This is a genomic window from Gluconobacter oxydans (assembly GCF_006539685.1).
In the GTDB taxonomy this organism is placed as follows: Bacteria; Pseudomonadota; Alphaproteobacteria; order Acetobacterales; family Acetobacteraceae; genus Gluconobacter; species Gluconobacter oxydans.
The window spans coordinates 99,946-124,885 of sequence record NZ_BJNM01000001.1 but is presented as its reverse complement, the minus strand read 5'-3'; the positions used below and the strand labels follow the sequence as shown (position 1 = coordinate 124,885).

The 24,940-nt window shown below is 62.4% G+C and carries 23 protein-coding genes; 11 read left to right on the top strand and 12 right to left on the bottom strand.

Annotated features, from left to right (window positions below):
• Positions 1-2: 2 nt before the first annotated feature.
• Positions 3-1,166 (bottom strand): efflux RND transporter periplasmic adaptor subunit, encoded by a 1,164-nt coding sequence (locus GOX01_RS00530; protein WP_011252133.1) that lies wholly within the window; start codon positions 1,164-1,166, stop codon positions 3-5.
• A complete protein-coding gene (locus tag GOX01_RS00525) occupies positions 1,163-2,461 on the bottom strand; it encodes a TolC family protein (RefSeq protein ID WP_024716570.1) in 1,299 nt (432 codons plus the stop codon). The genes GOX01_RS00530 and GOX01_RS00525 overlap by 4 nt, the downstream gene beginning before the upstream one ends.
• Before the next feature lie 207 nt (positions 2,462-2,668).
• Between GOX01_RS00525 and GOX01_RS00520 the strand changes: the two genes are divergently transcribed.
• Entirely contained in the window at positions 2,669-3,352 is a 684-nt protein-coding gene (locus GOX01_RS00520; protein WP_011252136.1) for a Fe2+-dependent dioxygenase, read from the top strand.
• Positions 3,353-3,626: 274 nt separating this feature from the next.
• On the top strand, positions 3,627-5,363 hold the full coding sequence (locus GOX01_RS00515; protein ID WP_161630914.1) for a putative bifunctional diguanylate cyclase/phosphodiesterase: 1,737 nt from the start codon (positions 3,627-3,629) through the stop codon (positions 5,361-5,363).
• Between the two features lie 29 nt (positions 5,364-5,392).
• Here the strand turns inward: GOX01_RS00515 and GOX01_RS00510 are convergent, their stop codons facing one another.
• On the bottom strand, positions 5,393-7,699 hold the full coding sequence (locus tag GOX01_RS00510) for a TonB-dependent receptor (protein WP_011252138.1): 2,307 nt from the start codon (positions 7,697-7,699) through the stop codon (positions 5,393-5,395).
• Between the two features lie 235 nt (positions 7,700-7,934).
• On the opposite strand from GOX01_RS00510, the gene GOX01_RS00505 reads away from it, so the two are divergent.
• The gene (locus GOX01_RS00505) at positions 7,935-10,283 is read left to right on the top strand and encodes a TonB-dependent receptor (RefSeq protein ID WP_011252139.1); all 2,349 of its coding nucleotides are present in this window, start codon (positions 7,935-7,937) and stop codon (positions 10,281-10,283) included.
• A 15-nt stretch (positions 10,284-10,298) separates the two neighbouring features.
• Here the strand turns inward: GOX01_RS00505 and GOX01_RS00500 are convergent, their stop codons facing one another.
• Both GOX01_RS00500 and GOX01_RS00495 read right to left on the bottom strand, forming a co-directional pair.
• The gene (locus GOX01_RS00500) at positions 10,299-10,676 is read right to left on the bottom strand and encodes a TetR/AcrR family transcriptional regulator (protein WP_228119111.1); all 378 of its coding nucleotides are present in this window, start codon (positions 10,674-10,676) and stop codon (positions 10,299-10,301) included.
• A 127-nt stretch (positions 10,677-10,803) separates the two neighbouring features.
• Positions 10,804-11,280 carry a c-type cytochrome gene (locus tag GOX01_RS00495; protein WP_034953851.1) on the bottom strand — a complete coding sequence of 159 codons (477 nt, stop codon included), beginning with the start codon at positions 11,278-11,280 and terminating at the stop codon, positions 10,804-10,806.
• A gap of 164 nt (positions 11,281-11,444) precedes the next feature.
• Here GOX01_RS00495 and petA point away from each other — a divergent pair, with 164 nt between their 5' ends.
• Genes petA through GOX01_RS00480 form a run of 3 tightly spaced genes read left to right on the top strand, consistent with a single transcriptional unit; the run spans position 11,445 to position 13,957 of the window.
• Positions 11,445-12,077 (top strand): ubiquinol-cytochrome c reductase iron-sulfur subunit, encoded by a 633-nt coding sequence (gene petA, locus GOX01_RS00490; RefSeq protein ID WP_011252142.1) that lies wholly within the window; start codon positions 11,445-11,447, stop codon positions 12,075-12,077.
• 12 nt (positions 12,078-12,089) lie between these two features.
• Positions 12,090-13,268: a cytochrome b gene (locus tag GOX01_RS00485; protein WP_062268983.1), complete on the top strand. Its 1,179-nt coding sequence runs from the start codon at positions 12,090-12,092 to the stop codon at positions 13,266-13,268.
• Positions 13,265-13,957, top strand: a complete 693-nt coding sequence (locus GOX01_RS00480; RefSeq protein WP_011252144.1) for a cytochrome c1 — start codon at positions 13,265-13,267, stop codon at positions 13,955-13,957. The genes GOX01_RS00485 and GOX01_RS00480 overlap by 4 nt, the downstream gene beginning before the upstream one ends.
• 10 nt (positions 13,958-13,967) lie before the next feature.
• On the opposite strand, the gene GOX01_RS00475 is transcribed toward GOX01_RS00480, so the two are convergent.
• Both GOX01_RS00475 and GOX01_RS00470 read right to left on the bottom strand, forming a co-directional pair.
• On the bottom strand, positions 13,968-14,363 hold the full coding sequence (locus GOX01_RS00475) for an STN domain-containing protein (protein ID WP_024716849.1): 396 nt from the start codon (positions 14,361-14,363) through the stop codon (positions 13,968-13,970).
• Between the two features lie 177 nt (positions 14,364-14,540).
• Positions 14,541-15,083 (bottom strand): cupin domain-containing protein, encoded by a 543-nt coding sequence (locus tag GOX01_RS00470; protein WP_011252146.1) that lies wholly within the window; start codon positions 15,081-15,083, stop codon positions 14,541-14,543.
• Positions 15,084-15,368: 285 nt separating this feature from the next.
• Between GOX01_RS00470 and GOX01_RS00465 the strand changes: the two genes are divergently transcribed.
• Positions 15,369-15,719, top strand: coding sequence for a hypothetical protein (locus tag GOX01_RS00465; RefSeq protein ID WP_011252147.1), 351 nt, complete (start codon positions 15,369-15,371; stop codon positions 15,717-15,719).
• Positions 15,720-15,725: 6 nt separating this feature from the next.
• On the opposite strand, the gene GOX01_RS00460 is transcribed toward GOX01_RS00465, so the two are convergent.
• From GOX01_RS00460 to GOX01_RS00450, 3 genes are read right to left on the bottom strand one after another with little or no spacing between them, the layout of a single operon-like run.
• Positions 15,726-16,493, bottom strand: a complete 768-nt coding sequence (locus tag GOX01_RS00460) for a sulfite exporter TauE/SafE family protein (protein WP_011252148.1) — start codon at positions 16,491-16,493, stop codon at positions 15,726-15,728.
• Between the two features lie 7 nt (positions 16,494-16,500).
• Positions 16,501-18,189: a bifunctional protein tyrosine phosphatase family protein/NAD(P)/FAD-dependent oxidoreductase gene (locus tag GOX01_RS00455; RefSeq protein WP_011252149.1), complete on the bottom strand. Its 1,689-nt coding sequence runs from the start codon at positions 18,187-18,189 to the stop codon at positions 16,501-16,503.
• A gap of 54 nt (positions 18,190-18,243) precedes the next feature.
• Positions 18,244-19,170 (bottom strand): MBL fold metallo-hydrolase, encoded by a 927-nt coding sequence (locus GOX01_RS00450; RefSeq protein ID WP_011252150.1) that lies wholly within the window; start codon positions 19,168-19,170, stop codon positions 18,244-18,246.
• A gap of 108 nt (positions 19,171-19,278) precedes the next feature.
• Here GOX01_RS00450 and GOX01_RS00445 point away from each other — a divergent pair, with 108 nt between their 5' ends.
• From GOX01_RS00445 to GOX01_RS00430, 4 genes are all read left to right on the top strand, one after another.
• On the top strand, positions 19,279-19,926 hold the full coding sequence (locus GOX01_RS00445; protein ID WP_011252151.1) for a peroxiredoxin: 648 nt from the start codon (positions 19,279-19,281) through the stop codon (positions 19,924-19,926).
• Positions 19,923-20,306: an ArsR/SmtB family transcription factor gene (locus GOX01_RS00440; protein ID WP_011252152.1), complete on the top strand. Its 384-nt coding sequence runs from the start codon at positions 19,923-19,925 to the stop codon at positions 20,304-20,306. The genes GOX01_RS00445 and GOX01_RS00440 overlap by 4 nt, the downstream gene beginning before the upstream one ends.
• Before the next feature lie 127 nt (positions 20,307-20,433).
• Entirely contained in the window at positions 20,434-20,691 is a 258-nt protein-coding gene (locus tag GOX01_RS00435) for a hypothetical protein (protein WP_011252153.1), read from the top strand.
• Between the two features lie 231 nt (positions 20,692-20,922).
• On the top strand, positions 20,923-21,996 hold the full coding sequence (locus GOX01_RS00430) for a LacI family DNA-binding transcriptional regulator (protein WP_062268784.1): 1,074 nt from the start codon (positions 20,923-20,925) through the stop codon (positions 21,994-21,996).
• Positions 21,997-22,016: 20 nt separating this feature from the next.
• Here GOX01_RS00430 and GOX01_RS00425 read toward each other — a convergent pair whose 3' ends face one another.
• Both GOX01_RS00425 and GOX01_RS00420 read right to left on the bottom strand, forming a co-directional pair.
• A complete protein-coding gene (locus GOX01_RS00425) occupies positions 22,017-22,682 on the bottom strand; it encodes an HAD family hydrolase (protein ID WP_011252156.1) in 666 nt (221 codons plus the stop codon).
• Positions 22,683-22,744: 62 nt separating this feature from the next.
• Entirely contained in the window at positions 22,745-24,919 is a 2,175-nt protein-coding gene (locus GOX01_RS00420; RefSeq protein WP_011252157.1) for a family 20 glycosylhydrolase, read from the bottom strand.
• Positions 24,920-24,940: the final 21 nt, after the last annotated feature.

Here is a 24,940-nt window from a genome sequence, read left to right as displayed (position 1 = left end):
GGTCAGTCCGTATCCAGCCCGCTGACGAGCGACATGGATTTCAGGGCAAAACTGCCCTCCGTCACCACAGCATCTCCCGCCTTCAGATTGCCCTGCACGACGACACTCTCATCCGTCGCCAGCCGCACCCGGACCTCGCGCGGCGCATACTGCCCTTCGGCCGTCTGCACATAGACAAGGTCATGCCCCTCGATCGTCTGCACCGCATTTGATGGCACGATCATGCCGTCCACGGCCTCGCTGGTTTCAAGCGCCGCATCCAGCATGATCCCCGGCCGCAGGAACGCCACCGGCCGGTCCACGACACACACCACCCGCACCAGCCCCGTCACCGGATCGGCCACACCATCAATCGTCGTAATCTTCGCCCGGAACGGCTCGGCCCGCGCATTCCCCGACGGACGAACCGTCACAACGCCACCGGGCACCAGCCGCGACACCTCATCCGGCCGCAGATCCGCGACAATCCATACGCCCGACAGATCCACGACCGTCGCCACAGGCTGCCCCGGCGTCACATCCGACGCCACGGAGGTCTGAATGGACTGCACGACACCCCGCACCGGCGAAATCAGCGTGGACGCCTCATCCTGCACAATCTTTTCCGTCACGGAGGTGAACTCCTCCGTCAGCCGATGCTGGATCAGCCCGATATCTGCTTCCCGCGCCACGACCGTACTACGCGCCTGCTGCACCGCCGCCTGACGCCGCCTTACTTCCCCGGCCGATACCGTACTGCCCACCAGCGACTGCCCGCGCCGGTACGACAGTTCGGCCTCCCCCAGCGTCGCCTTCGCCGAGGCCAGAGCCGCCTCGTCCTGCTCAAGCTGAAGATGCAGCACGTGAAGGGAATGATCCGTGTAATCAATGAGCGCCTGCCCGGGCACCACAGTCTGCCCCGGTGTCACCCGCACCGCCGTGACTTTCCCGTCCCCGCTCGTGCGGATCACGACCGTCCGCGACAGATCCGCGCTCACCCGCGCCAGTGCCGATACCGTGTCATGCAGCGTCCCCTGCCGCACCAATGCGGTCTGGAGATGCTCGCCGTCCCGCGCCTCGGCCCCAAGCGTCAGCGGCTGCATCCAGCCCGGCGCATCCGCTGCCCGCGCACGCGACAGAGCACACAGCGCCACCCCACAGACCAGAAAACGCACAAACCGGCTCATGGAATGGTCCCCGTCGCAATACCCATCCGGATGATCGCCGCATGCCAGGCAATCTCCGCACGGTTCAGATCCAGCAGCGCCCGATACGCATCCATCCGCGCCCGCAGAGCCTCGATCAGCGGTGTCTCACCCACCCGCCAGGACCGCTCCATCCCATCCGCCCGGCGCAGCATGGAACTCGCCTCGACCCGCGAATTCGACAACGATCCCGTCGCCGCCACCAGATGCGCCCGCACCTGCGCCATCTCGTTGCGCACGGCCCGCCGCGCCTCGATTTCCTGTCGCGTCGCCGCTGCCATCCGGTCGCGGGCGGCGGATTCCTGCGGCGTATTCGTCACCGCACTGGGCAGCGGCACCCGCAGATTAACCCCTACCTGTGTATCCCAGGGGCTCTGATACTGCCCCTGATCGATCGCATCAACGCCAATTTCCGGATTGGGCATGAAGCTCTTTCGCACCAGCTTCATCTGGTTCTGCGCCGCAATCACCGCCTGATGCGTCGCCCGCACCCGGGGGTCAATGTCCTCGACCCAGCGCGCATCATTGGCCCGCGTCAGCGCCAGCCAGTGCTCATCCGCCTGCGTGATATCCGGCACCCCTGGCAGCCCCGTCAGCGTCCGCAACTGACTCGCCGTGGTCTCGATTTCCTCGGCCGCCATGTCAGCTTCGCTGCGGGCCTGCGCCAGTTGCGCCTCCACGGCCTGCTGGTCCGACACCGCAATTTCCCCGGCATGCCCGGCCCGCTGCACATCCGCTTCGATCCGCCGCAATGCGGCCACCGTCGCCAACGCCGCCGTCTGCCGACGCATGGCCATGATCGCAGCCCCCGCCGCATCCACGACCCGTACCGCAACCGACATCCGCTCTACATCAAGACGAACGGTTGCAGTCTTCGCCTCGGCCTTGGCCACGTTCTCGGTCGCTGTCCCCTGCCCTGGCAGCCACAGCGGCACCGAAACCCCGCCCTGCCAGGTGATATAGCCATGATTGGAACCGCTGATGCGGTCATCATAGTAATCGCCCGTCAGCGTCGGGCCGCCCGCAAACCAGGACTGCGCTGCCTTCGCCCGCACATCGGCGGAATCCTGATTGGTCTCAAGCTCTGCACGCACGGGATCGATCTTCCAGGCAGCGGCGATTGCATCATGAACAGATAGCGGAGCCACCATTCCCCCTGCGGCGAAAGTCTGCCCCACCCCCGCGATCCATCCCACCACCACGATTCCGAAGACACGCGCCAGACGGACACGCCGCAGCCCCAGACACCGCGCAACGGAAATGAAATGAAATGCCATATCCGTTTAATTCCCTCTCGCCCCCGCCCTGTCAATGCAAGGAAATACGACAATTCATGTTTTTTTCGTAAGAATAATCACGTCTTTTACAAAAGGTTCCGTGCCATTTCCCAATTGCGCAACCTGCAGATCAGTTCTATGAAGGTCAATATAAGAGTAATTATCATTTACAATACCGGGCCATACTTGCTCTGGAGGCCGAATCCCGTGCTGCTTCACATTCCGAACGTCCTCTCCCCCGAAGAAGTCCGCTACTTCCGTGACAGACTGGAAGACGCCGAATGGACGGACGGGCGCGTCACTGCGGGGGAACAATCCGCCAAGGCCAAGCTGAATCTCCAGATCCCGCAGGACTCTGCCGAATGCCGCGAACTCGGGGAGTTCGTCCTGCGCGCGCTTGGCCGCAACCCGACCTTCAACAGCGCCGCCCTGCCCCTGCGCGTCTATCCGCCGCTCTTCAACCGCTACGACACCGGCATGCATTTCGACGCCCATGTGGACAATGCCATCCGCCCGATCCCCGGTGCGGGGATGCGCATCCGCACGGACGTCTCCTCCACGCTCTTCCTCACCGGCCCGGATGAATATGACGGCGGCGAACTCGTCATCCAGGACACCTACGGCACCCAGAGCGTCAAGCTCCCCGCCGGCGACATGGTGCTCTACCCCTCGACCAGCCTGCACAGCGTCAACCGTATCACGCGCGGCAGCCGCTGGGCCTCGTTCTTCTGGTCCCAGTCCATGGTCCGCGACGATACGAAGCGCCGTCTGCTTTACGAATTCGACTGCTCCATCATCGAAACCCGCAAGGCCCTGCCCGACAGCCACCCTGCCGTCCTCGGCCTGACCTCGACCTATCACAACCTGCTGCGCCAGTGGGCCGAACTGTAAGAAAAAGGGCGCCCCATTAAGGGTTCTGAAAGGGCTGGGGACGCCTCATTCTGTTAAAAAAATCCTCTCACGAAGCAGTCAAAATAAAACTGACATTTCCCGCAGGAAGAAAGAAAAACTCCGAAACAGACCTTCAAAAATATACCTGAAAACAGCAGGATATCCTTTTAACGAACGCTTAATTATTCTATGATATTACTCAGATCTCCTATCGAGAGAGCCAGCCTGGGTGATGGAAAAGCAAGAGGATGATTTCAGGAGAAGCCTGGATTATGTGAAGAACTGGCCTCAGGGCCCCCGCGACGATTTCGTTCTTCATGCCCTGGACTGTTCCGCCATTGTCGCCATTACCGACACCCGCGGCCGCATTCTTTCCGTCAACAGCCGGTTCGAGGAAATCAGCGGCTATACCCGGGACGAGCTCATCGGAAATGACCACCGGATGCTGCGTTCCGGCCAACATGACCGGAAATTCTTCCGGGAGATGTACCGGACGATCGCCTCAGGCCATGTCTGGCACGGCGAGATCTGCAACCGCCGGCGCGACGGCTCCCTTTACTGGGTCGACACCACGATCGTTCCCCATATTTCGGAAAGCGGAAAGGTCACGAGCTATGTGGCCATCCGCTTTGACATCACGGCGCGCAAACAGGCAGAAAACCACCTGAAATCCAGCCGCCAGAAGCTCCAGCATGCCGTCAATACGGACTTCCTGACCAAGATTTCCAACCGCCTGCACTTCTCCCATACCCTGCGCAAAACCCTGCGCCAGAGTAGCGCAGGCTATATCTGTCTGGCTCTGCTCGACATCGACACGTTCAAGACGATCAACGACACGTCCGGGCACGATTCCGGAGACCGGCTGCTGCGCAAGGTCGCCGAGAAGCTTCAGTCCTTCCAGAATGACAGCTGTTTCATTGCCCGTATCGGTGGGGACGAATTCGCCATCCTCCTGACGGGCGACTGTCCGGCGCTGTTCGAGAAGATCCTTCTCGAAATCCACGAGCAGATGCGTTTCAGCTTCCGCAACCGCACCATGACCCATGCCTGCACCGTCAGCATCGGCTATGTCCGCGTCCCCCTGGTCGATGCGCGGGAAAAAGCCCTGCTGAAATGCGCCGATCTCGCGCTCTATGCCGCCAAGACCAGCGGCCGGAACCGTATCCGGGAATATCATCCCGTCATGGAAGAGAAACTGGACCATGCCGCCCGCCTGCGCAGGCGTGTTCAGACCGGACTGCGCAACCAGAGCATCACGGTCTTTTACCAGCCCATCTTTTCCCTGAGCACGCCCGGCAATATTTCCTTCGAGGCTCTGCTGCACTGGGACCATCCGCAGCACCGCGTCCTCTCGCCACAGCATTTCCCCGAAGTCTTTGAAGACCCCCGCCTGACGCTGACGCTGAACACCTTCGTCACCCGCCAGGTCATGCAGGACATGCGCAAGCTGCGCGAACAGAACATCCGCTTTGAACGCATCGCCATCAACATCACGTCCTGTGATTTCGAGGGCAGCGATTTCTTCCGGAAAGTCGCTCTCCTTGCCGGGGAAATGAATATCCCGCTTACCTCCCTGGCGCTCGAAATCACCGAGAACATTTTCTCGCGCCCACATCACAGGCAGATCGAGCAGGAACTCGACACCCTTCACTGCCAGGGCATCCAGATTTCCCTCGATGATTTCGGGACGGGATTTGCATCCCTGACGCATCTCAAGACCATCACGTTCGATGCGGTGAAGATCAACCGGGCCTTTGTGGCCGGTCTGGAACGGCACGAGACAGATGCCGCGATCATCAGGGGCGTGATCGACATCGTCCACAGCCTCGGGCGCAAGGTCGTGGCCGAGGGGATCGGAAACGCCACGCAGGTCCGCGCGCTTCTGGAGATGGAATGCGATTTCGTGCAGGGAGATTTTCTGTGCGAGGCCGTGCCGGTCATGGACATCCCGGCCGCTCTTGAAAAGATCCGCTACCAGGCGCTTCTGCCCCCGGCAGCCAAACCAGCCTGACGGATCGTCCGACCCGTCAGGCACCAGCGTCAGAAACGCTGGTCAATACCGGTGAGGATCGTCCGGCGCAGACCATACTGCGGCGCACCCACACCGATGCCGCTGCCGTCACGCAGCAGATAGGTCCGGTCGAACAGGTTGGTCACGTCCAGACGCAGCTGTGTGCGCTTGAGGAACGGCACCTGGAACAGATCCTTGAAGGACTGGACCAGCGACAGGTTGAACGTCGCATACTGAGGCACGGAATCCCCGTTCGGCGTCGCGCCATCGGCCCGCAGACCGCTGCCATAGACCATCGTGGCAGACAGGCGCAGCGGATGGCCGGTTCTGTGGAAGAACGAGTAGCTTGCGCCGGCAGACGCCGTCCAGCGCTGGTCATGATCCAGATGGATCCAGTGCTTGCTGGTATAAGCCAGATCGTCGGGATCGAAGTTCCACTGCGCCGTGGTGATGTCCTTGCCGATGGCGCGCGACCAGGAAAAATTGCCGTACACGCTGAAGGCGCCGCGGGTGTAGTCCGTGGCGAATTCATAACCATGAACCTGACCGCGACGGTAGTTGAACGCCGACAGGATGACCGGGGAGCCGAACTGCCCTTCGTCGATCATGTTCTTGGCGAGCTTCACATACGCATCGAAGGACGCATGCCAGCCCGGCAGGATCGTCTGCGAGAAGCCGGCGTCGAAGTAATGATCGCGCTCGGCCTTCACGTTGCTGTTCAGGAACGTCCCAGGAGCCGCTGACGTATTGGCGAACTTGTTGAGCGACGTACCGCCCACGAGTTCGAACGGCGGCGGCGTGAAATAACGCGAATATCCCGCATGGAACGTGCCACCGTGCCAGGGCTTGTAGACAATGTTCAGACGCGGACTGACCTGCTTGGCATGGGTATATTCATCCACACCGTCAAACCGCAGACCGTAATTGATGGTCAGGTTCTTCAGCGGGCGCCACTCGTCCTGCGCATAAAGGCCGTACATCCAGCCCGTCCGGCCCGTGCCGTCATGGATGGTGAGCGGATTGTCGGAATAGACTGCATTGCCGTCAGAATCCTCGCCGCTCTGCGGATAGACGGTCGAATCCGATTTGGAAACGTTCCGTTCCACATAGATCTGATAGCCGAAGCGAACCGTATGATCCTTGGCCGCCTGCCAGGTGGCGTCGGACTGCGTTCCCGTCGAGAAGACCGAACGCGCCGCGCGCTGGGCAATACCGTTATAGACCAGATCTCCCAGCGGATCGGGCGAGTAGCGCAGGGAGCTGTAACGCAGCACGGCGGAGGTCTGGAAGCTCAGCTTGCCCATGTCCTTCTGCAGGGACAGGATGCCGAAATCCGTGATTTCCTTCTGATGCTCGGTCAGGCTCGAGCTGTCGCCATTACCATAGAGCTTCTGCGACAGGTCACTATTGGCAAAGGACGGATTGGCGAACTGGCGCTGCTGTCCCGGATTGTTGGGAAGCTGGTATTCGGCATTGGATACACCGGCGGTCAGGCTGATCCGCGTGTTCTCGTCCACCGTGTAACGGGCATGACCCAGAAAGTGATACTGGTTCGTCAGATCGTGGATCGCATTGAAGCTCGGCGTGGTGTTTTCGATGCCGACACGGTTGTGAACGAAATCACCCGTCGCAAACCAGTCCCACTTGCCATGATGGCCGCCAAACTGCGCGGACGGGAAGAAATAGTCACGTGAGCCGCCATAGATCGAAACGTCACCACCAGCATCCGAATAGCCGTTCTTGGTGTTGATATCGATCACACCGGCCTGAAGGAAACCGTACTCACTGGGCAGTGCTCCGGTCGTCAGCGACATGGAATGGGCAAAACGCGTCATGAGCGTCTGTCCGAACACGCTCATGCCTTCCGGAAGCGCCACACCATCCAGACGGAACTGCACTTCGTTATGGTCGCCACGGATATGGATCTGTCCGTAGCTGTCCTGCGCCACACCCGGAGCCTGAAGCAGCAGCGTGTTCAGACCTGCATTGTCGCCGCCGGGATTCGTCTCGATGGCCTGCCGCGAGAAATTATAGGTCGTCGCACCCGTCGAAGGCTGAAGGGCAGCGCGGGCGCGCTCGAGATGGGCGTTGACGGTAATGTCATCTTCGCCCGTGCGACTGCTCTCCGTCGTTGTCGTACCATGCTGGTCGTCGGCATGACCGAAGCTGGCGCGGGCAGCTGTGGACTCATCATCCGTCTGGGTTTCAGCGGTGGCCGCAGCCGCCTGGGAAGACGTTACGGACGGGGTCACCGACTGTGCGAACGCGGAATCGGCAAGGGCGGTAGTGCAGCCCAGAAGCAGAAGAAAGGAACGGGCAGACACGATAGACGGCATGAAGCCTCCGGACAGGGGGATACGGCAGAGACGAAAGATTGTCAGAGCGGAATGCTTATTATGTTATATCATAACAGTTCAAGCAAAATCTGCGCCTCTGTGCGTCATTGTGCATCGAGGGTTTGCTCTGTTGCATGAGTACAATATAAGCACGGTGATTTTTCGGGCTTTGCTGTCCTTTTTCAGGAAGACTGCCCGCTTGGAACGCCCCCTCTTCAGGAGAACCGCCCTTTCCATGACGCTTCGCAAGGCCCTTCTCCTGAGCGCCAGCCTCAGTGCCAGCTTCAGCGCCAGTCTCCTTGGCCCGTCCCTCGCCCTGGCGGCCTCGCCGGAAAAGGCGAAGCCTCTGGCAGGCAAGAGCGAAGCGTCCCATCACGCCAGTGCCCATCATCCGGCCGCAAAGCCTGTAGCCCGCAAAGCCGCCCCCCAGTCCATCCAGGCCCGTGACACCGAAACGATCGCCGTCACTGCACGCCGGACGGACTTCGCCTTTGCTGCAGCACAGCACAGCCCGGACGCCGATACGCGCCTGACCGCCGACCGCCTGACCCAGCGCGGTGTCGTGACCCTACGTGATCTGGAACGCGTGGCGCCCAATCTGACGATCCAGTCCATCAACGGCACGGCCTCGACCAATTTCTATCTGCGTGGCGTCGGCTTCAACGACTTCACCCAGAACAACATCCCCACCGTCATGACCTATTTCGATGACGTGCCGTTCGCGTTCTCGACCATGGCGAGCGGTTTGATGTTCGATCTGGCGGACGCGACCGTTACTCCCGGCCCGGTCGGCACCACACATGGACAGTCCGACACCGGCGGCGAAGTCCGCTTCCGAACCGCTGATCCGACCAGCACCCTGCATTACGGGGCCAGTCAGGACATCGCCTCCTATGCCCGCAGCCGCAGCGAGGCCTATATTTCCGGCCCGATCGCCAAGGGGCTGGATTTCCGTCTGGCTGGGCAGATCCGGCAGGGCGGTGGCTGGCAGACCGACCCGCAGAACGGCGCCCATCTTGGAGACGCAGATTCCTACGCCCTGCGCGGCAAGCTGCGCTGGCACTCGGATGACAACCGCACCACGATCCTGCTGTCCGGCCATTTCGTGCAGGACAACAGCCAGGTCGTCACCAGCCAGGCCGTCCACCGCCTGATCGGCACGACCGGCCTGCCCCAGCTTGGCCAGACGCAGGCCGAATGGTCTGTCCGTCCGCAATTCGCCAACCTGATCGGACGTCCGGAAAGCCTCAAACCCAGCGAACACAACCAGTTCTGGGGCTGGGACCTGCACATGGACCATGATTTCGGGTTCGCGAAACTCACCTCCGTCTCCGCATTCGAGACCGAGCGGCAGGGCGAATATACCGATCAGGACGGCACGTCCCGCTCCGAAGCCGACACCTACCGCACCATCAGCGCCAATGCCTTTACGCAGGAGCTGCGTCTGGGCTCCAGCAATCCAGACAGCCGCCTGCAATGGGTGGTCGGGGCGTTCTACCAGCGCAGCCGCATGAAACAGCGCTTCTTTTTCGACTATACCGACTATGCGGCGCGCGGTTACATGATGGCCACGTCCTTCACCATGAATCAGGAGAGCACGTCCGAATTCGGCCACATCAGCTACCGCCTGCCCCATAACGTGACGCTGTTCGCAGGCCTGCTGCACGAAATCGACGACCGCAGCCTGCCCGGCCTGACGTCGGAAATCTTCGGCGGCAAGACGACAGCCTTCCACGGCGAAAGCACGGCCTCGGCCCAGTTTGCGGGACAGGTTGGCGTGTCATGGCAGGCGACAAAAAGCACGCTCGTCTATTACAAAATGAGCAAGGGCTTCAAACCCGGGGGCTTCAGCGCCAACAACACCCAGATCCAGGCCCAGCTCGACCCGTTCGGCCCTGAGACGGTGCTGACCTACGAACTCGGCGTCAAGAGCGACCCGATCCCCAATGTCCTGCGCCTGAACGGAGCGGCGTTTTACAACGACTTCCACAACCAGCAGGTCGTGGGCACGGTGCTGATCCCGAATTACGGACCGCTGAGCGAGATCACGAACGTCCCCAAATCCGAAAGCTGGGGTTTCGAAGGGACGATCGAACTACACCCGGTGCGCCATGTCTTCGTGACGCAGAATATCGGCTGGCAGCGTGGTAACTATCAGGATTTCCTGAACGTCAATCGTGCCGCCACCAACGCCGCCTACGCCAAGACGGGCGTCTGGCAGGCCGTGAACAGCAATTTCGCGGGTGTGGATAACGGCCAGCCCAAACTGACCCTCAACGGTCAGGCCGAATGGCGGCAGGCGCTGACGCCGGGGCTGGGCTTCGATATCGGGCCGGACTGGTCCTATCGCGGCAGTCAGGCCATCGCGGTCGGCGGTACGGGCTTCTATCGCCTGCCGCCCTATTTCCTGCTCGGCGCCCATGCGACCCTGCGTCCCTCTTCAGGGAAGTGGGAAGCCACGGTCTACGCGTCCAACCTGCTCAACCGCAGCTTCTTTGAAAGCGGCGGCATGGCGACGACAACCTATTTCTACATCCCCGGGCCGCCCCGTTTCATTGGCGGCCGCGTGTCGTACGGCTTCTGAGGCCTCTGTAAGCGCTCAGCCGGCAATCAGGCTGCGCGCCAGAAACCGGATACGGGCGGCGATGAGTTCATCCACGTCACCGGCGAAGCTGCCCGTATCGATCTGCGGGGTCAGATCATCACGCCACAGACGCATCGCATCAAAGAACATGGCCTGCTTCGTCGGCCAGCGCCGATAGACCGTCGCGGTCGAGACACCAGCAGCCTTGGCGACGCGGCTGATGGTGAGGCCCTGATAGCCCTCTTCCACGAGCACTCGTGCGATCGCCGCCAGGATATTGTCCTTGAGCCTCAGATTGACCGGCCGGCCCGGTGCCCGGGTAGCCGTCCGGTCCCGAGCGGGAACGTGGACGTTCTTTAGCGGTAAAGTATGCGGCACTATGGTCTGTGACATGGTCCTTCCCCTCTCTGGCCATTTCACCGGCTGGCATCACTTGGAATGAACGCAGCTAGTCAGATATGGACGCACCGTTACAAGACGCATTTACGTTTGTTTGGTAACAAAATATGTCCGTTTTCGGTCAGGGGATCACATGAGCCGTCTGAAGGGCGGCCCGTTTCGCCTGAACCGCGGCCGCATCCATCGGCGCAGCCCTGACGGAGGCCACATCCTGGGCGGATATCCCCGCAGGCGCCGCGCTGTTACCCAGAGTGCTGACATAGGCCAGAACGGCTGCGATATCCTCATCCGACAATGCGCGGAATGAGGGCATGAATCCCTTGTAGGACTGTCCGTCCACCGTGATCGGACCATGCAGCCCGTTCAGCAGCACCGCCGCCAGATACGCTTTCCCATCCGGATTGCCCGCAATCTGCCCGACTCGACCCGCAAGCGGAGGAAAAGTCCCCGGACGCCCGGCGCCCGCAGGTCCGTGACACATCGCGCATTTTCCCCGGTACAGCGCCACTCCATCCGCCGCGATAGCCTGGGACGCCATGAGCGGCATCAGGCCCAGAAGAGCCGCAAGCATGATCCTGAAGCGGGATTTCGTTGTCATGTCCGGGGCCCTTCCGCAATTTGCGTCGTTACATCAGTTCGGAAAACACTAGCTCCCAAACGACCCGAAAGCTACTGCACGCCGCCTTTCTCGAAAGCGCAAAGACGCCTATCCTGCGGACATCTTTCCTGCCGGGCAGCCGGCGCAGCCGGCAGAGGTTCCGCATGACCCAGAGCGAGACGCCCCCTTCTTCGGATTGCACCAGACGGCGGGATCTGCTGGCCACCGGGACCGTGGTGCTCGGCTGTGCGGGGGCCTGCGCTCTGGCCGTTCCCTTTGTCGAGAGCCTGAAAAATCCGGCGGCCACTTCCCTGTCCGACCGGCTGCTGGACGTCGATCTGTCGTCTCTCGCGCCCGGGCAGGACATAACCGTGCGCTGGCGGGACTGGCCTGTTTTCATCCAGCGCCGCACACCTCAGATGCTGGCTGCACTTCAGGCTCCGGACCACCTGGCCACCCTGCGCGACGCGGACTCGAAAATCCTCCAGCAGCCAAAGGACGCGACAAACTGGCACCGTTCGGTCCGCCCTGAGTATGGCGTGCTGATTGGGGTCTGCACCCATCTTGGCTGCGTGCCCTCTTTCGAAAAACCCGGCTCCACACCCGAAGCAAAGGGGGGATATTTCTGCCCCTGCCACGGATCACACTTCGACGCTGCAGGGCGTGTTGCCCGCCGCGCACCCGCGCCCTGCAATCTGCCGGTCCCGCCCGTGACATTCCTTTCCGACACGAAACTCCGCATCGGCCACAGCGCGGGTGATCCGGGCTTCAGCATGTCCGACATCCAGCAGATCTGAAGACCGGCCCGCATGACTTCGCCCCTGAAAACGCCCGACACAGATCCGCCCGGCTGGCTCGAACGCCGCTTGCCGGTCATGAGCCTGCTGCGCCGCCAGTACGTTGCCTTCCCGATGCCCCGCAACCTCAATGCGTTGTGGAGCTTCGGCGCGTTCCTGATCGTCACAATGGCCTTCATGATCGCCAGCGGCCTGTTCCTCGCGATCAACTACACGCCCGACATCACGCAGGCCTTTACCAGCGTTGAAGCCATCGACCGGCAGGTCCCCTCGGGCTGGTTCATTCGCAGCCTGCACATGGGTGGCGTGACGATGCTGTTCGCCTGCCTTTACATCCATATCGGACGCAGCCTGTGGTACGGCTCCTACAAGGCCCCGCGCGAACTGCTCTGGCTGACCGGGCTTGGCCTGATGCTGATGGTGATGGTCACGGCCTTTGCCGGTTACGTCCTGCCCTGGGGGCAGATGTCCTACTGGGGGGCCACGGTGATCCTGAACGCCGTCCATGCCATTCCCCTGATCGGGCAGCCGCTGTCCGAACTCCTGCTGGGCGGAGACACTTTGGGGAACGTGGCGCTGCATCGGCTTTTCGTGCTGCATTTCACGATGGCCTTTGCGATCCTCGGCGTCATCGCCCTGCATGTCGCGGCGCTGCATGTCGTGAAATCGAACAATCCTTCGGGCGTTGATCCCGTCAACCCGAGCCAGACCCTGCCGTTCCACCCCTATTACACCAGCCGCGACGGCTTCGCGCTCTGCCTGTTCCTGATGGTCTATGCCGGGCTGGTCTTTTTCCTCCCTGACCTGCTGACGCTGGCCGACAACTACATTCAGGCCAACCCGCTCGTCACACCGCGCGACATCCGGCCGGAATGGTATTTCGCCCCGTTCTACGCGATCCTCCGCGCAGTACCCTCACGCCTCGGCGGGCTTCTCCTCGCCTCGGGGAGCCTCGCCGTCCTGTTCGTGCTGCCCTGGCTGGACCGTTCCACCATCCGCCCCGCAACACGGCGACCGATGGTGCGCCTGTCCCTGCCCCTCGCTTTCGCAGCCTTCATTCTGCTCGGCATTGCCGGAATGCACGCACCCACCCCGGCATGGCTGCTCGCCAGCCGCGTGGCGATAGCCTGGTGGTTCATCCATTTCCTGCTCGTCATGCCGCTGGCCTCCGAACGGGAGATGTCGTCATGACGCGCTGGACCCGGAACCTCATACTCGCTGCCAGCCTGACAGCCCTGCCCGCCTGTGCGAGCACACCCGCCCAGCGCGGCCTGATGGTTTTCCAGCAGGTCTGCAGCGCCTGCCATGGCATGGAACACGTCACGTATGGCGACATGAGCCGCCTCGGACTCTCGCCGGTTCAAATCCGCAAATGGGCCGCCGACCGGCAGATGCCCAATGGCACGGACGATAATGGCGATCCGAAAACCCGCCCCGCCACAGCCACCGATCCCATCCTCTCGCCTTACCCCAACGAGGCCATGGGGCGCCTCGCCAATCACGGACTGCTCCCGCCCGATCTCTCCCGGCTGGCCCTGACGCTGCCCAGGGGCGCCGAAGAAATCCGGCAGATCCTGCTCTCTTATGCTCCTACACCTGCAGGCGTGACGCTCGACGAGGGCCGCTATTACAACACCGCCCTGAAATGGAAGCATATCGGCATGCCCCCGCCCCTTCAGGACGGCATGCTCACCTATCCCGACGGCACGCCTGCGACATCCGCGCAGATGGCCGGCGACGTCTCGGCCTTTCTCGACGGGGTTGCCCATCCCCATCAGGCCAAGCGCAGACGGATTGGCGTCTATGTCCTGGCCTATCTCGCCCTGATGGCGCTCCTGACCTTCCTGCTGCAACGCCGCATCTGGAAAGGGCGCCGCTGACCGAGCTGAACTACATCCGTTCAGCATGGTCCATGCGATGCGCGGCCCGATAGCTCAGCGGCATGACGGCCAGTCCCTGAACCGTCTCGATCACATCCAGCTCGGCATTGCCCAGAAGCCGGATCAGAGCCTCGCGCGGCGTATAAACTCCGGCGACGGCAATGCTGTTCCCGCCGCGCAGAAGCCCCTCATCCATCAGCACGGGGCATTTCGTCTTGCGGGACAGTTCTGCCACGGCCGCGGCAAAGGTCTTCGTTTCGATCTGAAGCATCGCCCGCTGAACCGGGCAGATGTCCCGCGTCCGCGTCACACTCGCTGCCGCAGCCGGACCGCTCAGTAACAGGACGCAGACCATCGCCCCCGCACCCAGCCCCCTGCGCAAAGAAGCAGCGACCACACGGAACATGATGTTTCTCTCTGGGTACGGACGGTCTGGCATGTCCGTGGCTCTCCGCTGGGCACGCCCGCCCTGGACCACAATACGGACAGGCATAGTCCCACAACACAACGCCGCAGCCTGCGGGAAAGCACATCCCTCCCGTTCTTTTGAACGCGGGGCTTCTGAAGGTTCGGGACGGAAATCCTAGAACGTTGGCGGCGTACAGGCGCTGATGATCTCGCAGCCTTCGGAGCTGAGACAGCGGAAACGATGCGGCTGACGGCTGTCGAAATGATAGGCATCGCCCGGGCCCAGGATCTCGCGCCTGTCTCCCACCGTGATTTCCACCTGGCCGTGCAGGACAAACCCGCCCTCTTCGCCTTCATGGGCATAGACCGTGGCCCCGGTATCCGCCCCGGACGCATAGGTCTCGCGCAGGATCTGAAGGCTCCGGCCAAACAGGGGGGCCCCGACCTGCCGGAAGGTCACGCCGCCCTGCTCGAACGTCATCAGTTCGTCCGCCCGGTAGAAGATCTTTTCACCGCCCTCGGGGGCAATGCTGAAAAACTCTCCGAGCGTCACGGGAATCCCGTCCAGAATACGCTTGAGCGTTCCGACGGAAGGATTCATGTCCCCTGATTCGATGAGGGAGATCGTGGAATTGGTCACACCAGTCCGCTTGGCCAATTCACGCTGGGACAGGTTCCGTGCCGTCCGCACAAATCGCAGGCGTGCTCCCAGATCCATCCCTTTGTATCCTCCCCGGCCTCTTGCGTGTCACCAGTATGTCATATCGAAACAGAAAGGAAACCTTGAAAATCAGAATACCGGGGGGTGGTACAATTTTTCTGCACCACTCAGGGGAGAAAGCGCCCCGCATCCGGGAACGTCTGGCCCAAAAGGCCGTTCTGGAGTAAATACGCAGTCGGAGCAACGTGTTCTGCAAGACCTGAGGAATGCGGAGACTTCCGAATATTCTGGTCACGGCTCCGAGAGTCTGCGCAGGGACATCAGGAACAGGGTGGATTACAGATGCTGTACGCTTCGACGGGATGTTTCACTCTCACGGTGATCATGGGCGTCTGGCTCGCCATTTTCGCGGCCCGGTACAAACGCCCCTTCAGCTTCCTCACGCCCGTGCATGTCGGCTCGGCCATTGTGGGCTCGGTCTTTCTGGTCATCGCCATCAGCAACGGCGACAGCCGGCTCATGCTGAACGTGGCGCTTGCCGTGGCCATCGCCGCCTTCGGTGTGCTGATGGCCTTCTTCCGCAGGCGCGGCGCCATGATCGCGCCGCTCTATATGTGTCACATCCTGCTGGCGGTGATGTTCTATTTTTCGATGGTCTGCTTCACCATCTTCCCGAATTTCGGCCTCGACTGATCGTTCTTACAGGGCCGAAAGGCTCTTCCAGATCATATAGGCCGCAACCGTGAAGATGACGCACGCAAAGAACGTCGTCAGCGCCGCACCGGAACCCGACAGACGCTTCGCCGCCCGGGTTCCGAAGAAACTGCCCACAATTCCCCCCGCCACGAACAGCGCACCCATCACCCAGTCCACATAGCCCGAAAGCATGTAACTCAACGCCGTACTGGCTCCCAGCGCGGCCACGGCTACAAGCGACGTTCCCACGGCATTGAGAATGGGCATCCGCGTGCAGGCAATGAGCGCGGGTACGATCAGAAACCCGCCACCGATCCCAAAAAACCCGGACAGCACACCCGTCCCGGCCCCGGCCATCATGACGCGCGGCATGTTCTGGCGATTGCACGCCGCCCCCGCCTCACCCTTGTTGCGTCGCCCCCGCAGCATGAGAACGCCCACCACGACCATCAGCAGCGCAAAGCAGAGCAGCAGCTTCTGCCCGTTCACCGCCTTGCCGAAGGCCGCCCCGATGAGCGCCCCCACGACACCGCAGGGCGCGAAAATGGCCGCGCATTTCCATTTGACCGTCCCGGCCCGGGCATGGCTTACCAGCCCGGTCAACGCGTTGACCGCCACGGCCATCGCACTCGTCCCGATCGCGACATGGGGGTTTTTCACCCCCACCACATAGACCATCAGGGGCACGGCAAGGATGGACCCCCCGCCCCCGATCAGCCCCAGCGTAAATCCGATCAGGACACCGCAGGCCAGTTCAAGCGCAATATGCACAACCGGTTCAGCCGCCCTTCTTCGCGTTCAGCGGCTTGGGCGCAACCATGAGTTCGCGCCCCTTGAGCATGCCGTCCCAGTACATCAGCGGCATGACATATTTCTTGAGCCACCAGGCCAGACGCGTCGGCTTCTGCCCGTTGAGCAGCCATTTCGGCAGCGTCGGCGCCAGCTTGCCGCCATAACGGAACTCGGCCAGCACGATCCGCCCGTTTTCCACCGTCAGCGGACAGGCGCCATAGCCCTCATATTCCGAAACCGGAGCCTGATGCTTCAGGAAGGCCAGCACATTGGTCGCCACCACAGGCGCCTGCACGCGAACCGCCGCAGCCGTCTTAGCTGAGGATGTGCCGATCACGTCACCAATGGCGAACACATCCGGGAAACGCACATGCTGCAACGTCGCCGGATTGACCTCAACGAACCCGTCCGAACCCGCCAGCGCACTCTCGCGGATCACCTGCGGCGCGCTCTGCGGCGGCACGACATGCAGCATGTCGAACTTGCGTTCGACGCGCTCCACACCTTCGCCGACCTTGCGCTCGAACACGGCGGTCCGGTTCGGACCATCCACTGCCACCAGCTTCGATCCGGTATGCAGCCCGACGTGATAGCACTTGATGTATTCCATCAGCGGCGGCACGAATTCCTTCACGCCAAACAGTCCCGGCGTGGCCGTGTCGAACTCGACCGAAATGCTATCCAGCACGCCACGGCGCTTCCAGGCATCACAGGACAGATACACGGCCTTCTGCGGTGCACCGGCACACTTAATCGGCATGGGCGGCTGCGTGAAGATCGCCGTCCCGCTCTTGAGCTGCTGCACCAGCTGCCAGGTATAGGGCGCCAGATCGAAGCGGTAGTTCGACGTCACACCGTTCTTGCCCAGCGTCTCCGCCAGACCCGGAATGGCATCCCAGTTCAGCGTAATCCCCGTCGCCACGATCAGTGCATCATAGGAAACGACAGACCCGTCCCCCAGAACAACCTCCCGCACATCGGGCCGGAACAACTTCGCCGCCTGACGTACCCAGACGACGTCTTTCGGCATGACATCCGCTTCCTTGCGGCGCGTCTGGGCCGCCTGAAAGACACCCCCGCCCACAAGCGTCCAGCCCGGCTGGTAGAAATGCTCGTTCGAGCGCTCGACCACACCGATCGACAGATGGCTGTTGCGCTTGAGCAGACTGCCCGCAACCGACAGGCCACCCGCGCCACCGCCAATAATCAGCACCTGAAAATGCGCCGCTCCCTTGCGTGGAGCCGCAGACGGTGCCGCAACACTCTCGATCCGGCCCCGCAGACCGCTGATATCCACCCCGGCCTTGGCCGCCGCCGCGAAAATCTCCGCAGCCGGACGCTTGCCCGCTTCCGCCAGAGCCCAGATCTGCGCCGCCCGTGTCCCGGAACGGCAATAGCCGACAACCGGGCCCGGAAGGGTGGCCAGAGCCGTCCGCGTCTGCGCCACCTGCGCCTCATCCGGCACTGTCCCGGCCTTCACGGGGATTGCCGCAAACGCCAGTCCAGCCTCTTTGGCTGCTTCTTCAATCACCGTCATTTCCGGCTGGTCCGGGGCTTCCCCGTCCGGACGGAAACACAGGATCGTGCGAAAACCCTCCGCCTTCAGATCCGCAATATCCTGCACGGCAATCTGGGGGGAAACGGCGTAGCTGTCGGTCAGATGACGGGTTGGCATGGGAATTCCAGAAACGGCTAAAATCTCGGGGAATAAGGTACAGGTGCGCCCAGGTCAGACGCGATTGACAGGGATCTTGATATAGCTCACACCATCAGCTTCGGGTTCGGGCAGGTGCCCCCCGCGCATATTGACCTGCACGGACGGCATCAGCAGACGCGGCATCGCCAGCGTGGCATCGCGCTCCGTCCGCATCTTCACGAATTCCCCTTCGCTCACCCCGTCATGAACATGGATGTTGTAATCCCGCTCATGCCCCACGGTCGTCAGCCAGGCATACTCATCCCGGCCCGGTGCCTTGTAATCGTGGCACAGGAACAGCCGCGTCTCGGCTGGAAGCGACAGCAGACGGCGGATGGAGCGGAAAAGCTGCCGCGGATCACCGCCCGGGAAATCCGCCCGAGCCGTGCCGAAATCCGGCATGAAGATCGTATCGCCCACGAACGCCGCATTGCCAATCACGAAGGCCATGTCGGCCGGCGTATGGCCCGGAACATGCAGCACCGTGACGGGGAGGTCTCCGATCCGGAACGTCTCGCCGTCGGTGAAGAGATGATCGAATTGCGATCCGTCCCGCGCAAACCGGGTGCCGGCATTGAAGATCTTGCCGAACACCGCCTGAACCCGCGTGATATCCGCGCCGATCCCGAGCTTCCCACCAATCTTTTCCTGCAGCCAGGGAGCGGCGGAGAGGTGATCGGCATGGGCATGCGTCTCAAGCTGCCAGTCGACGGTCAGACCTTCCCGCTCCACGTAATCGACAATCGCCTGCGCCGATCCATGGGACGTGCGACCGGCGGCCGCGTCATAATCGAGCACAGAGTCGATAACGGCTGCGCGCTTCGTGACGGGACAATGGACAACGTGGCTCGCGGTATTCGTGGCTTCGTCGAAAAACGTACAGACATCGGGAGCGGGCGCCGCGCCTTCCTCGGTTCGCCGGATCTGGCCTGTTGCGGCCTGGACTGCTGCATCATGCATGGCGTTCACCTTCTGGCTGTGGAATGCCTTTACGACACTTTCATTAACTGTTAAGTTAATATTGTAAGTGTTGCATGTCAAGCGCCCTGATGCTTTTGGAACCGGATCATGAACGTATCCACTCCCGCTGAATCCCCCCTTCCGTTTCTGCGCATTGGCGACCGGGCTCCGGATTTCAGCGCCCGGACCACGCATGGCGAATTCATCATGAGCGCCCTGCGCGGACACTGGGTCCTGCTTTTCGCCCATCCGGCCGACTTCACGCCCGTCTGCACCAGCGAGTTCATCGCCCTGGCCCGCAGCGCGGAAGAGTTCCAGAAGCGGGACTGCGTCCTGCTCGGCATCTCGGCGGACAGCCTCCCGGCCCATCTCGCCTGGGTCGAGGCCATCAACACGCAGTTCGGAATCCAGATCCCCTTTCCCATCATCGAGGACCCGTCCCTCGCCGTCGCCCGCGCCTATGGCATGCTCGACAGCGCGGCACAGGACAGCGCCACCGTGCGCTCGATTTTCGTGATCGACCCGTCGGGCACCATCCGCGCTATCCTGAACTATCCGGCCACGGTCGGGCGCTCCGTCCCCGAACTGCTGCGCCTGCTCTGCGCGCTTCAGGAAGTGGACCGCGCCGGCGCGCTCACGCCCGAAAGCTGGCAGCCGGGACAGCCCACCGTCGCACCCCCGCTCCAGACACAGGCCGCCGTGGAAAAGGCCGGTGCGAAATGGTTCTTCCAGCCCATGACGCGGGAGCGCTCATGACCGTCCTGCTCCCCCTTGAGAAAAGCCGCGAACTGGCGGAATGGCTGCGCATCCTCGCCCAGCCGCAGCGCCTCATGATCCTCTCAGCCCTGCTCGACAGCACCCATGCCGTCAGCGAGATCGAGACCATGACCGGCATTGGACAGCCCACGCTGAGCCAGCATCTGGGCGCCCTCAGACGTGCGGGACTGATCGAATCCCAGCGCGAATCCCGCGCCATCCATTACTGCTGGACCGACACGCCGGACGCCCGCCGAGCACGCGCCCTGCTGATGAGCCTGCAGCCCGGCGCACTCCCGCCAGAACTCCCTTCCCCCACACCTGAAACCACCCCCGGGCCAGCAGCCTCGGCGCGTTTTGCCCGTATTCTTCACCCCTGACAGTCCTTAATCAGGAATTGTCCGGTCCTTATTGAAGACAACAGGGGAAGTGTAGTTGCGATAAAGTTATTCGGGACTGAAACCGCAAAAGGCCCCATACGCTTACCTGTAGGTAAGGAGAAAGAATATGATCCGTTATTTCATCGCTCTGACCGGCCTGACGTTTGCACTGACGCAGGCCGCTGGCGCGGCTACCCGCGAAGAACAGAAGCAGGCCTGCCAGGGCGACGCCATCCGTCTGTGTACGCTGGCCATTCCCAACGAAGCCAAGATCACCGCCTGCATGAAAAAGAAGATCGACCAGCTTTCCCCGAAATGCCGTGCGATGTTCACCCCGGTGCCGCAGACCAAGAAGGCACCCGCGCCGAAGCCCAAACAGGGCTGACCTCCGGACTGACCGGCACGGACGGCTTGTGGAGAGACCCGAGGGAGACCGTGGGCAAAGGCGAATAGGAAATTCTCAATTTTCGTAAATCCTCCCGCGCCCGTGACTGGTTTCTGTCCGGCAGAATGGGTATGGTGTTTTCAGTGATTTTTCGAAGAGCACTGACACCATACTGCGAGCGTCAGGATCTGACATGACGGGTCTGGTGTCGTTACTGGACAGACCATACCCATGACCAGACAGCATGACCGCCGCAAAGTAACCCTCAAGGATGTGGCAGCGCAGGTCGGCGTCTCCCATACAACAGTCTCAAACGCCTATATCCGTCCAGGCCAGCTCTCGGCCGCTTTACGCGAGAGGATCCTCGCCGCCGCACAGGAGCTTGGTTACACCGGCCCCGATCCGGCCGCCAAGCAGCTTGCCACCGGTCGCGCCGGCGCGCTGGGCTTCCTCTTCAGCGAGGACCTGCCCTATGCCTTCACCGATCCCGCGATCCTCAGTGTCCTCAACGGCGTCGCCCGCTCCTGCGACGAGCTGGAAACCGACCTTGCGCTGATTTCCGCGGGCAGCAACCTGCGAAACCGCACGGCCCCCGTCTCGCTCGGCAACGCTGCCGTGGACGGTTACATCCTCTATTCCGTCGCCCCCGACAGCCGCTGCGTCATGATGGCCCAGCAGCGCAATGTCCCCCTCGTGGTGGTAGACCAGCCCCGTCTCAACGGCGTGCCCTATGTCGGGATCGACGATCGCGGCTCCGCCTACCGCGCAGCCAAGACCCTGCTCGATCTCGGACACCGGCATTTCGGCATCCTGTCACTCAAGACGGCCCATGACGGCTATTTCGGTCCGCTGACCGCCAAACGCCGCGCCAATATCGCCCACAGCACCATCGCCATGCGGCTTGAAGGCTATGTGCTCGCATTGCAGGAAGCCGGGATCGCGCCCGAAGACGTCCCGACCTGGGAAATCCCGATCAATTCCGAGGACATGGGCGCCCAGGGCGTGCGCCATCTCCTCAACCGCGCCCAGCGCCCAACCGCCATCCTCGCCATGAGCGACCGCGTAGCCATCGGCGCCATGCAGACCATCCGTGCGCTTGGCCTGAACATCCCACAGGATGTGTCGATCTTCGGCTTTGACGACATCCCCGCCGCAGAAGGCGCGGATCTGAGTACGATCCGCCAGCCGCATGAGCGCAAGGGCACGGAAGCCGTCCGTCTGCTGAGCGCCGCCACAGGCAGCAGCGAAAACGTCATCCTCGAAACCGAACTGGTCCTGCGCGGCAGCATCGGCCCTACCGCCTGAACTTCCCTTTCGGGAGACCTTCAGCCCCGAAGCGCCGTCGGCAGGTCCGCGAAAGCATCAATCCGCAGATCCGGCCTCAGTGCGGCGCATTGCTGCGACGAGCCATGACCGTAACTGGCCCAGCATGAGGCGATCCCGGCGTTACGGGCGAACTGGAGGTCGGCCACGGTATCGCCCACCATCAGGAAAGCCGAGCGGGGCAGATCGGGAAAAAGCGGAAGAACGCGCTCTTCCATCACGCGCGGATCGGGCTTGTGCGGAAAATTCGGCTCTGACGCCACAACACCGCTGAAAAATGGTTCCAGTCCAAACCGCGCCATGCTCGCATGAACCGTGGGCGCATGCTTGTTGCTGAGAATGGCAAGGGTTTTTCCCTGCTCCTTCAGGGCCGTGAGCGTCTCCACCACGCCGTCGAACAGGACCGTCTCTTCCTCGTCGGCCGCCGGATAGAACGCCCGGTAGTGCCGCACGAATGAGGCGGCATCGCGTTCGTCGCTTTTGGGTGCGATCGCCTGGAACAGGGTCTGGAGCGTCCCGCCCCGTGTCAGTTCCTGTTTGAGGACATCCGCGGAAGGCGCTGTCACACCCACCGCATCAAAGGCCTCTTTCAGGCTGTGCAGAATGGCTGGCTGCGTCTCCGCCAGAGTGCCGTCATAGTCGAGGAGAAGGATCGGAAAACGTGTCATATCCCCTTTTCCCCTGCCCGGCGCCGGAAATCCATCCCCCCGCACAACAACAGGCCGATGTCTTACTCCGCGCGCTCTGCCCCACCCGTCAGGAGCGCCCGGATTCCAGGAAGGATTGCAATCAGCAATCCCCCTGGCGGCTGCGGGCTGTGTGCGGATGCCAGCATGCTGGCCGAGTTTTCAAAGGCCGCCTGCTGTTCCTGAAGCAGCCGGTTCGCATCCATCCGCCAGGCTGAACCATCCCGTCCGTCCAGAACCCCGAGCCCCGCCCGCGACAGCAGAGCGACGGCATGCGACACCGGCACGACAGCCTCAAGCACCGGAACACCCTTCGCGCTTGTCACAAACGCCGCGTCATTGTCCGACCAGCGCTGCAGCATCTGCCGCAGCGGGGCGGCAAACGCGCGCTCGCCCCGGACGTACCGCGCGGCCATCGCATTGAACCGCAATGCTACGAACGCATCCGGGTCCGTCACCGCAACAGGCGCTGACAGCATCGCATCCCCGCTGGGCGCAGCAAGATGGTTGAGAGCGTAGTTGCGGACCGGGACCGTCACTTCGGTCAGGATCTTCAGCGGTTCCGAATGTCCCGGCGCCATGGCCTCACGCATGGCCTCCCGATGCTGCGTCGCCTGCAATCCGGTTGTCTCAAGCTCCGCCATCACAAGCGGCAGGCGCCGTTCCAGATCGGGAACGTCGCGTACATCCTGCGCGGACCAGAACCGCTCGGCCAGAGCCGCCATCCGGGGCCACAGCCGCCCATCCAGCATCGGCTCGGACACCATTTCCGCCCAGAGCGTGCCTTCCGCCCCCATGACCAGCGCCTTCTGCCCGTCATCCAGCGGCGGAGCATGCTCGTCCATCGCGAACGGCACCGAAAATTCAGGATGTTTGGGCGGATATTTTGCCAGCTGCTCCGCCGTGATCCCCTCGGCCTTTGTATCAAACGGATCGACCGCATAATGGGCGGCAGACGGCCGCAGCAGATCCAGATAATACCCCGCCGACACCACAACCGGATGCCCGGCCTGCGTCGCCGTTCCGGTCCATTTCGACGCCCGCCAGGGCTCGACGACGACATTCTTCGGGATTGGCGCCTCGCTGACCTCGTCCCAGCCCATCATGACATGACCCTGGGCGGAAATGATCTTCGCGACCTCTCCCGTAAAAGCCGCCTGAAGCGCAGCGGCCGTCTCGAAGCCATGCGCCTTCATATAGGCCGCAATGGCCGGATTCTTCGTCCACTGGGAGGAGACGACCTCATCGCCCCCGGTATGCACATACCGGTCCGGGAAAAGTCCGCCCATCTCCCCGTACAGCACGCGCACAAAACGCAATGTCTGCGGATTGGTCGGGTCCAGCGCGGCATTGTTGAGGTTCAGCCCCTTGGCGGTCACATCCGGCAGAGGCTGGGCCGCCAGCTCGGGATAGGCCTGAAGGATCGCCAGCGCATGACCGGGCACATCGATTTCCGGCACGACACGGATGCCCCGATCCGCCGCATAGGCCACGACCTCGCGGATCTGCGCCTGCGTGTAATACTGGCCGTGCGACGCCACAGTCTGAAGCTTTGGGAACATCCGGCTTTCAACCCGGAAGCCGGCTCCATCGCTCAGATGCCAGTGCAGGACGTTAAGCTTGACCAGCTCCATCGCATCGAGCTGCCGCTCGATGGTCTCGACCGTGTCGAAATGCCGCGACACATCCATCAGCAGACCGCGCCAGGCAAAGCGGGGCGCGTCTTCAACATGCACACGCTCGACCAGAGCCCCCTGCGGCGTCACCCGGACAAGCTGAAGCAGCGTCGCCAGACCGTGGATCACCCCTGCCGGCCCCTCCGCCTCCAGCCGCGCGCCAGTGGCGGACGTCGTGAGCGCATAACGCTCCTTTTCGTCCACACTCAGATAGGTCCGGTCCTGCCCGGCCGAGATATGCAGCACATAAGGCGCCCACCGGCCCGCAGGCCCGGCGATCGCGGTCAGACGTGTCGTAAACCGCGCCACCGCCCGCAACAGCAGAGGCGAGGGCCGCGTGTCCCACACAACCTGAATTCCGCCCCCGATCGACGCCACCCCATTGGAGACCGAAACGGTCTGCGGCACGGGCAGCAGGGTCTCTTCCGCCCGCGCAACACTCCCCAGCCCCCCGGCCAGCACGCTTCCCGCAAGAAGCAGCCACGCCGCACGGACAAACCTGCGGGGAGAACTCAGGCCGCGAGGCGGGGCGGTATGCGTCATACGGGGCTTTCCTTGGAAAAT

What these genes read in the sequence shown, in the direction of transcription:
- GOX01_RS00530 (WP_011252133.1), bottom strand. Translation starts at nt 1,166, where the DNA reads ATGAGCCGGTTTGTGCGTTTTCTGGTCTGTGGGGTGGCGCTGTGTGCT.
- GOX01_RS00525 (WP_024716570.1), bottom strand. Translation starts at nt 2,461, where the DNA reads ATGGCATTTCATTTCATTTCCGTTGCGCGGTGTCTGGGGCTGCGGCGT.
- GOX01_RS00510 (WP_011252138.1), bottom strand. Translation starts at nt 7,699, where the DNA reads ATGCCGTCTATCGTGTCTGCCCGTTCCTTTCTTCTGCTTCTGGGCTGC.
- GOX01_RS00505 (WP_011252139.1), top strand. Translation starts at nt 7,935, where the DNA reads ATGACGCTTCGCAAGGCCCTTCTCCTGAGCGCCAGCCTCAGTGCCAGC.
- GOX01_RS00500 (WP_228119111.1), bottom strand. Translation starts at nt 10,676, where the DNA reads ATGTCACAGACCATAGTGCCGCATACTTTACCGCTAAAGAACGTCCAC.
- GOX01_RS00495 (WP_034953851.1), bottom strand. Translation starts at nt 11,280, where the DNA reads ATGACAACGAAATCCCGCTTCAGGATCATGCTTGCGGCTCTTCTGGGC.
- petA (WP_011252142.1), top strand. Translation starts at nt 11,445, where the DNA reads ATGACCCAGAGCGAGACGCCCCCTTCTTCGGATTGCACCAGACGGCGG.
- GOX01_RS00485 (WP_062268983.1), top strand. Translation starts at nt 12,090, where the DNA reads ATGACTTCGCCCCTGAAAACGCCCGACACAGATCCGCCCGGCTGGCTC.
- GOX01_RS00480 (WP_011252144.1), top strand. Translation starts at nt 13,265, where the DNA reads ATGACGCGCTGGACCCGGAACCTCATACTCGCTGCCAGCCTGACAGCC.
- GOX01_RS00475 (WP_024716849.1), bottom strand. Translation starts at nt 14,363, where the DNA reads ATGTTCCGTGTGGTCGCTGCTTCTTTGCGCAGGGGGCTGGGTGCGGGG.
- GOX01_RS00470 (WP_011252146.1), bottom strand. Translation starts at nt 15,083, where the DNA reads ATGGATCTGGGAGCACGCCTGCGATTTGTGCGGACGGCACGGAACCTG.
- GOX01_RS00465 (WP_011252147.1), top strand. Translation starts at nt 15,369, where the DNA reads ATGCTGTACGCTTCGACGGGATGTTTCACTCTCACGGTGATCATGGGC.
- GOX01_RS00455 (WP_011252149.1), bottom strand. Translation starts at nt 18,189, where the DNA reads ATGCCAACCCGTCATCTGACCGACAGCTACGCCGTTTCCCCCCAGATT.
- GOX01_RS00450 (WP_011252150.1), bottom strand. Translation starts at nt 19,170, where the DNA reads ATGCATGATGCAGCAGTCCAGGCCGCAACAGGCCAGATCCGGCGAACC.
- GOX01_RS00445 (WP_011252151.1), top strand. Translation starts at nt 19,279, where the DNA reads ATGAACGTATCCACTCCCGCTGAATCCCCCCTTCCGTTTCTGCGCATT.
- GOX01_RS00440 (WP_011252152.1), top strand. Translation starts at nt 19,923, where the DNA reads ATGACCGTCCTGCTCCCCCTTGAGAAAAGCCGCGAACTGGCGGAATGG.
- GOX01_RS00435 (WP_011252153.1), top strand. Translation starts at nt 20,434, where the DNA reads ATGATCCGTTATTTCATCGCTCTGACCGGCCTGACGTTTGCACTGACG.
- GOX01_RS00430 (WP_062268784.1), top strand. Translation starts at nt 20,923, where the DNA reads ATGACCAGACAGCATGACCGCCGCAAAGTAACCCTCAAGGATGTGGCA.
- GOX01_RS00425 (WP_011252156.1), bottom strand. Translation starts at nt 22,682, where the DNA reads ATGACACGTTTTCCGATCCTTCTCCTCGACTATGACGGCACTCTGGCG.
- GOX01_RS00420 (WP_011252157.1), bottom strand. Translation starts at nt 24,919, where the DNA reads ATGACGCATACCGCCCCGCCTCGCGGCCTGAGTTCTCCCCGCAGGTTT.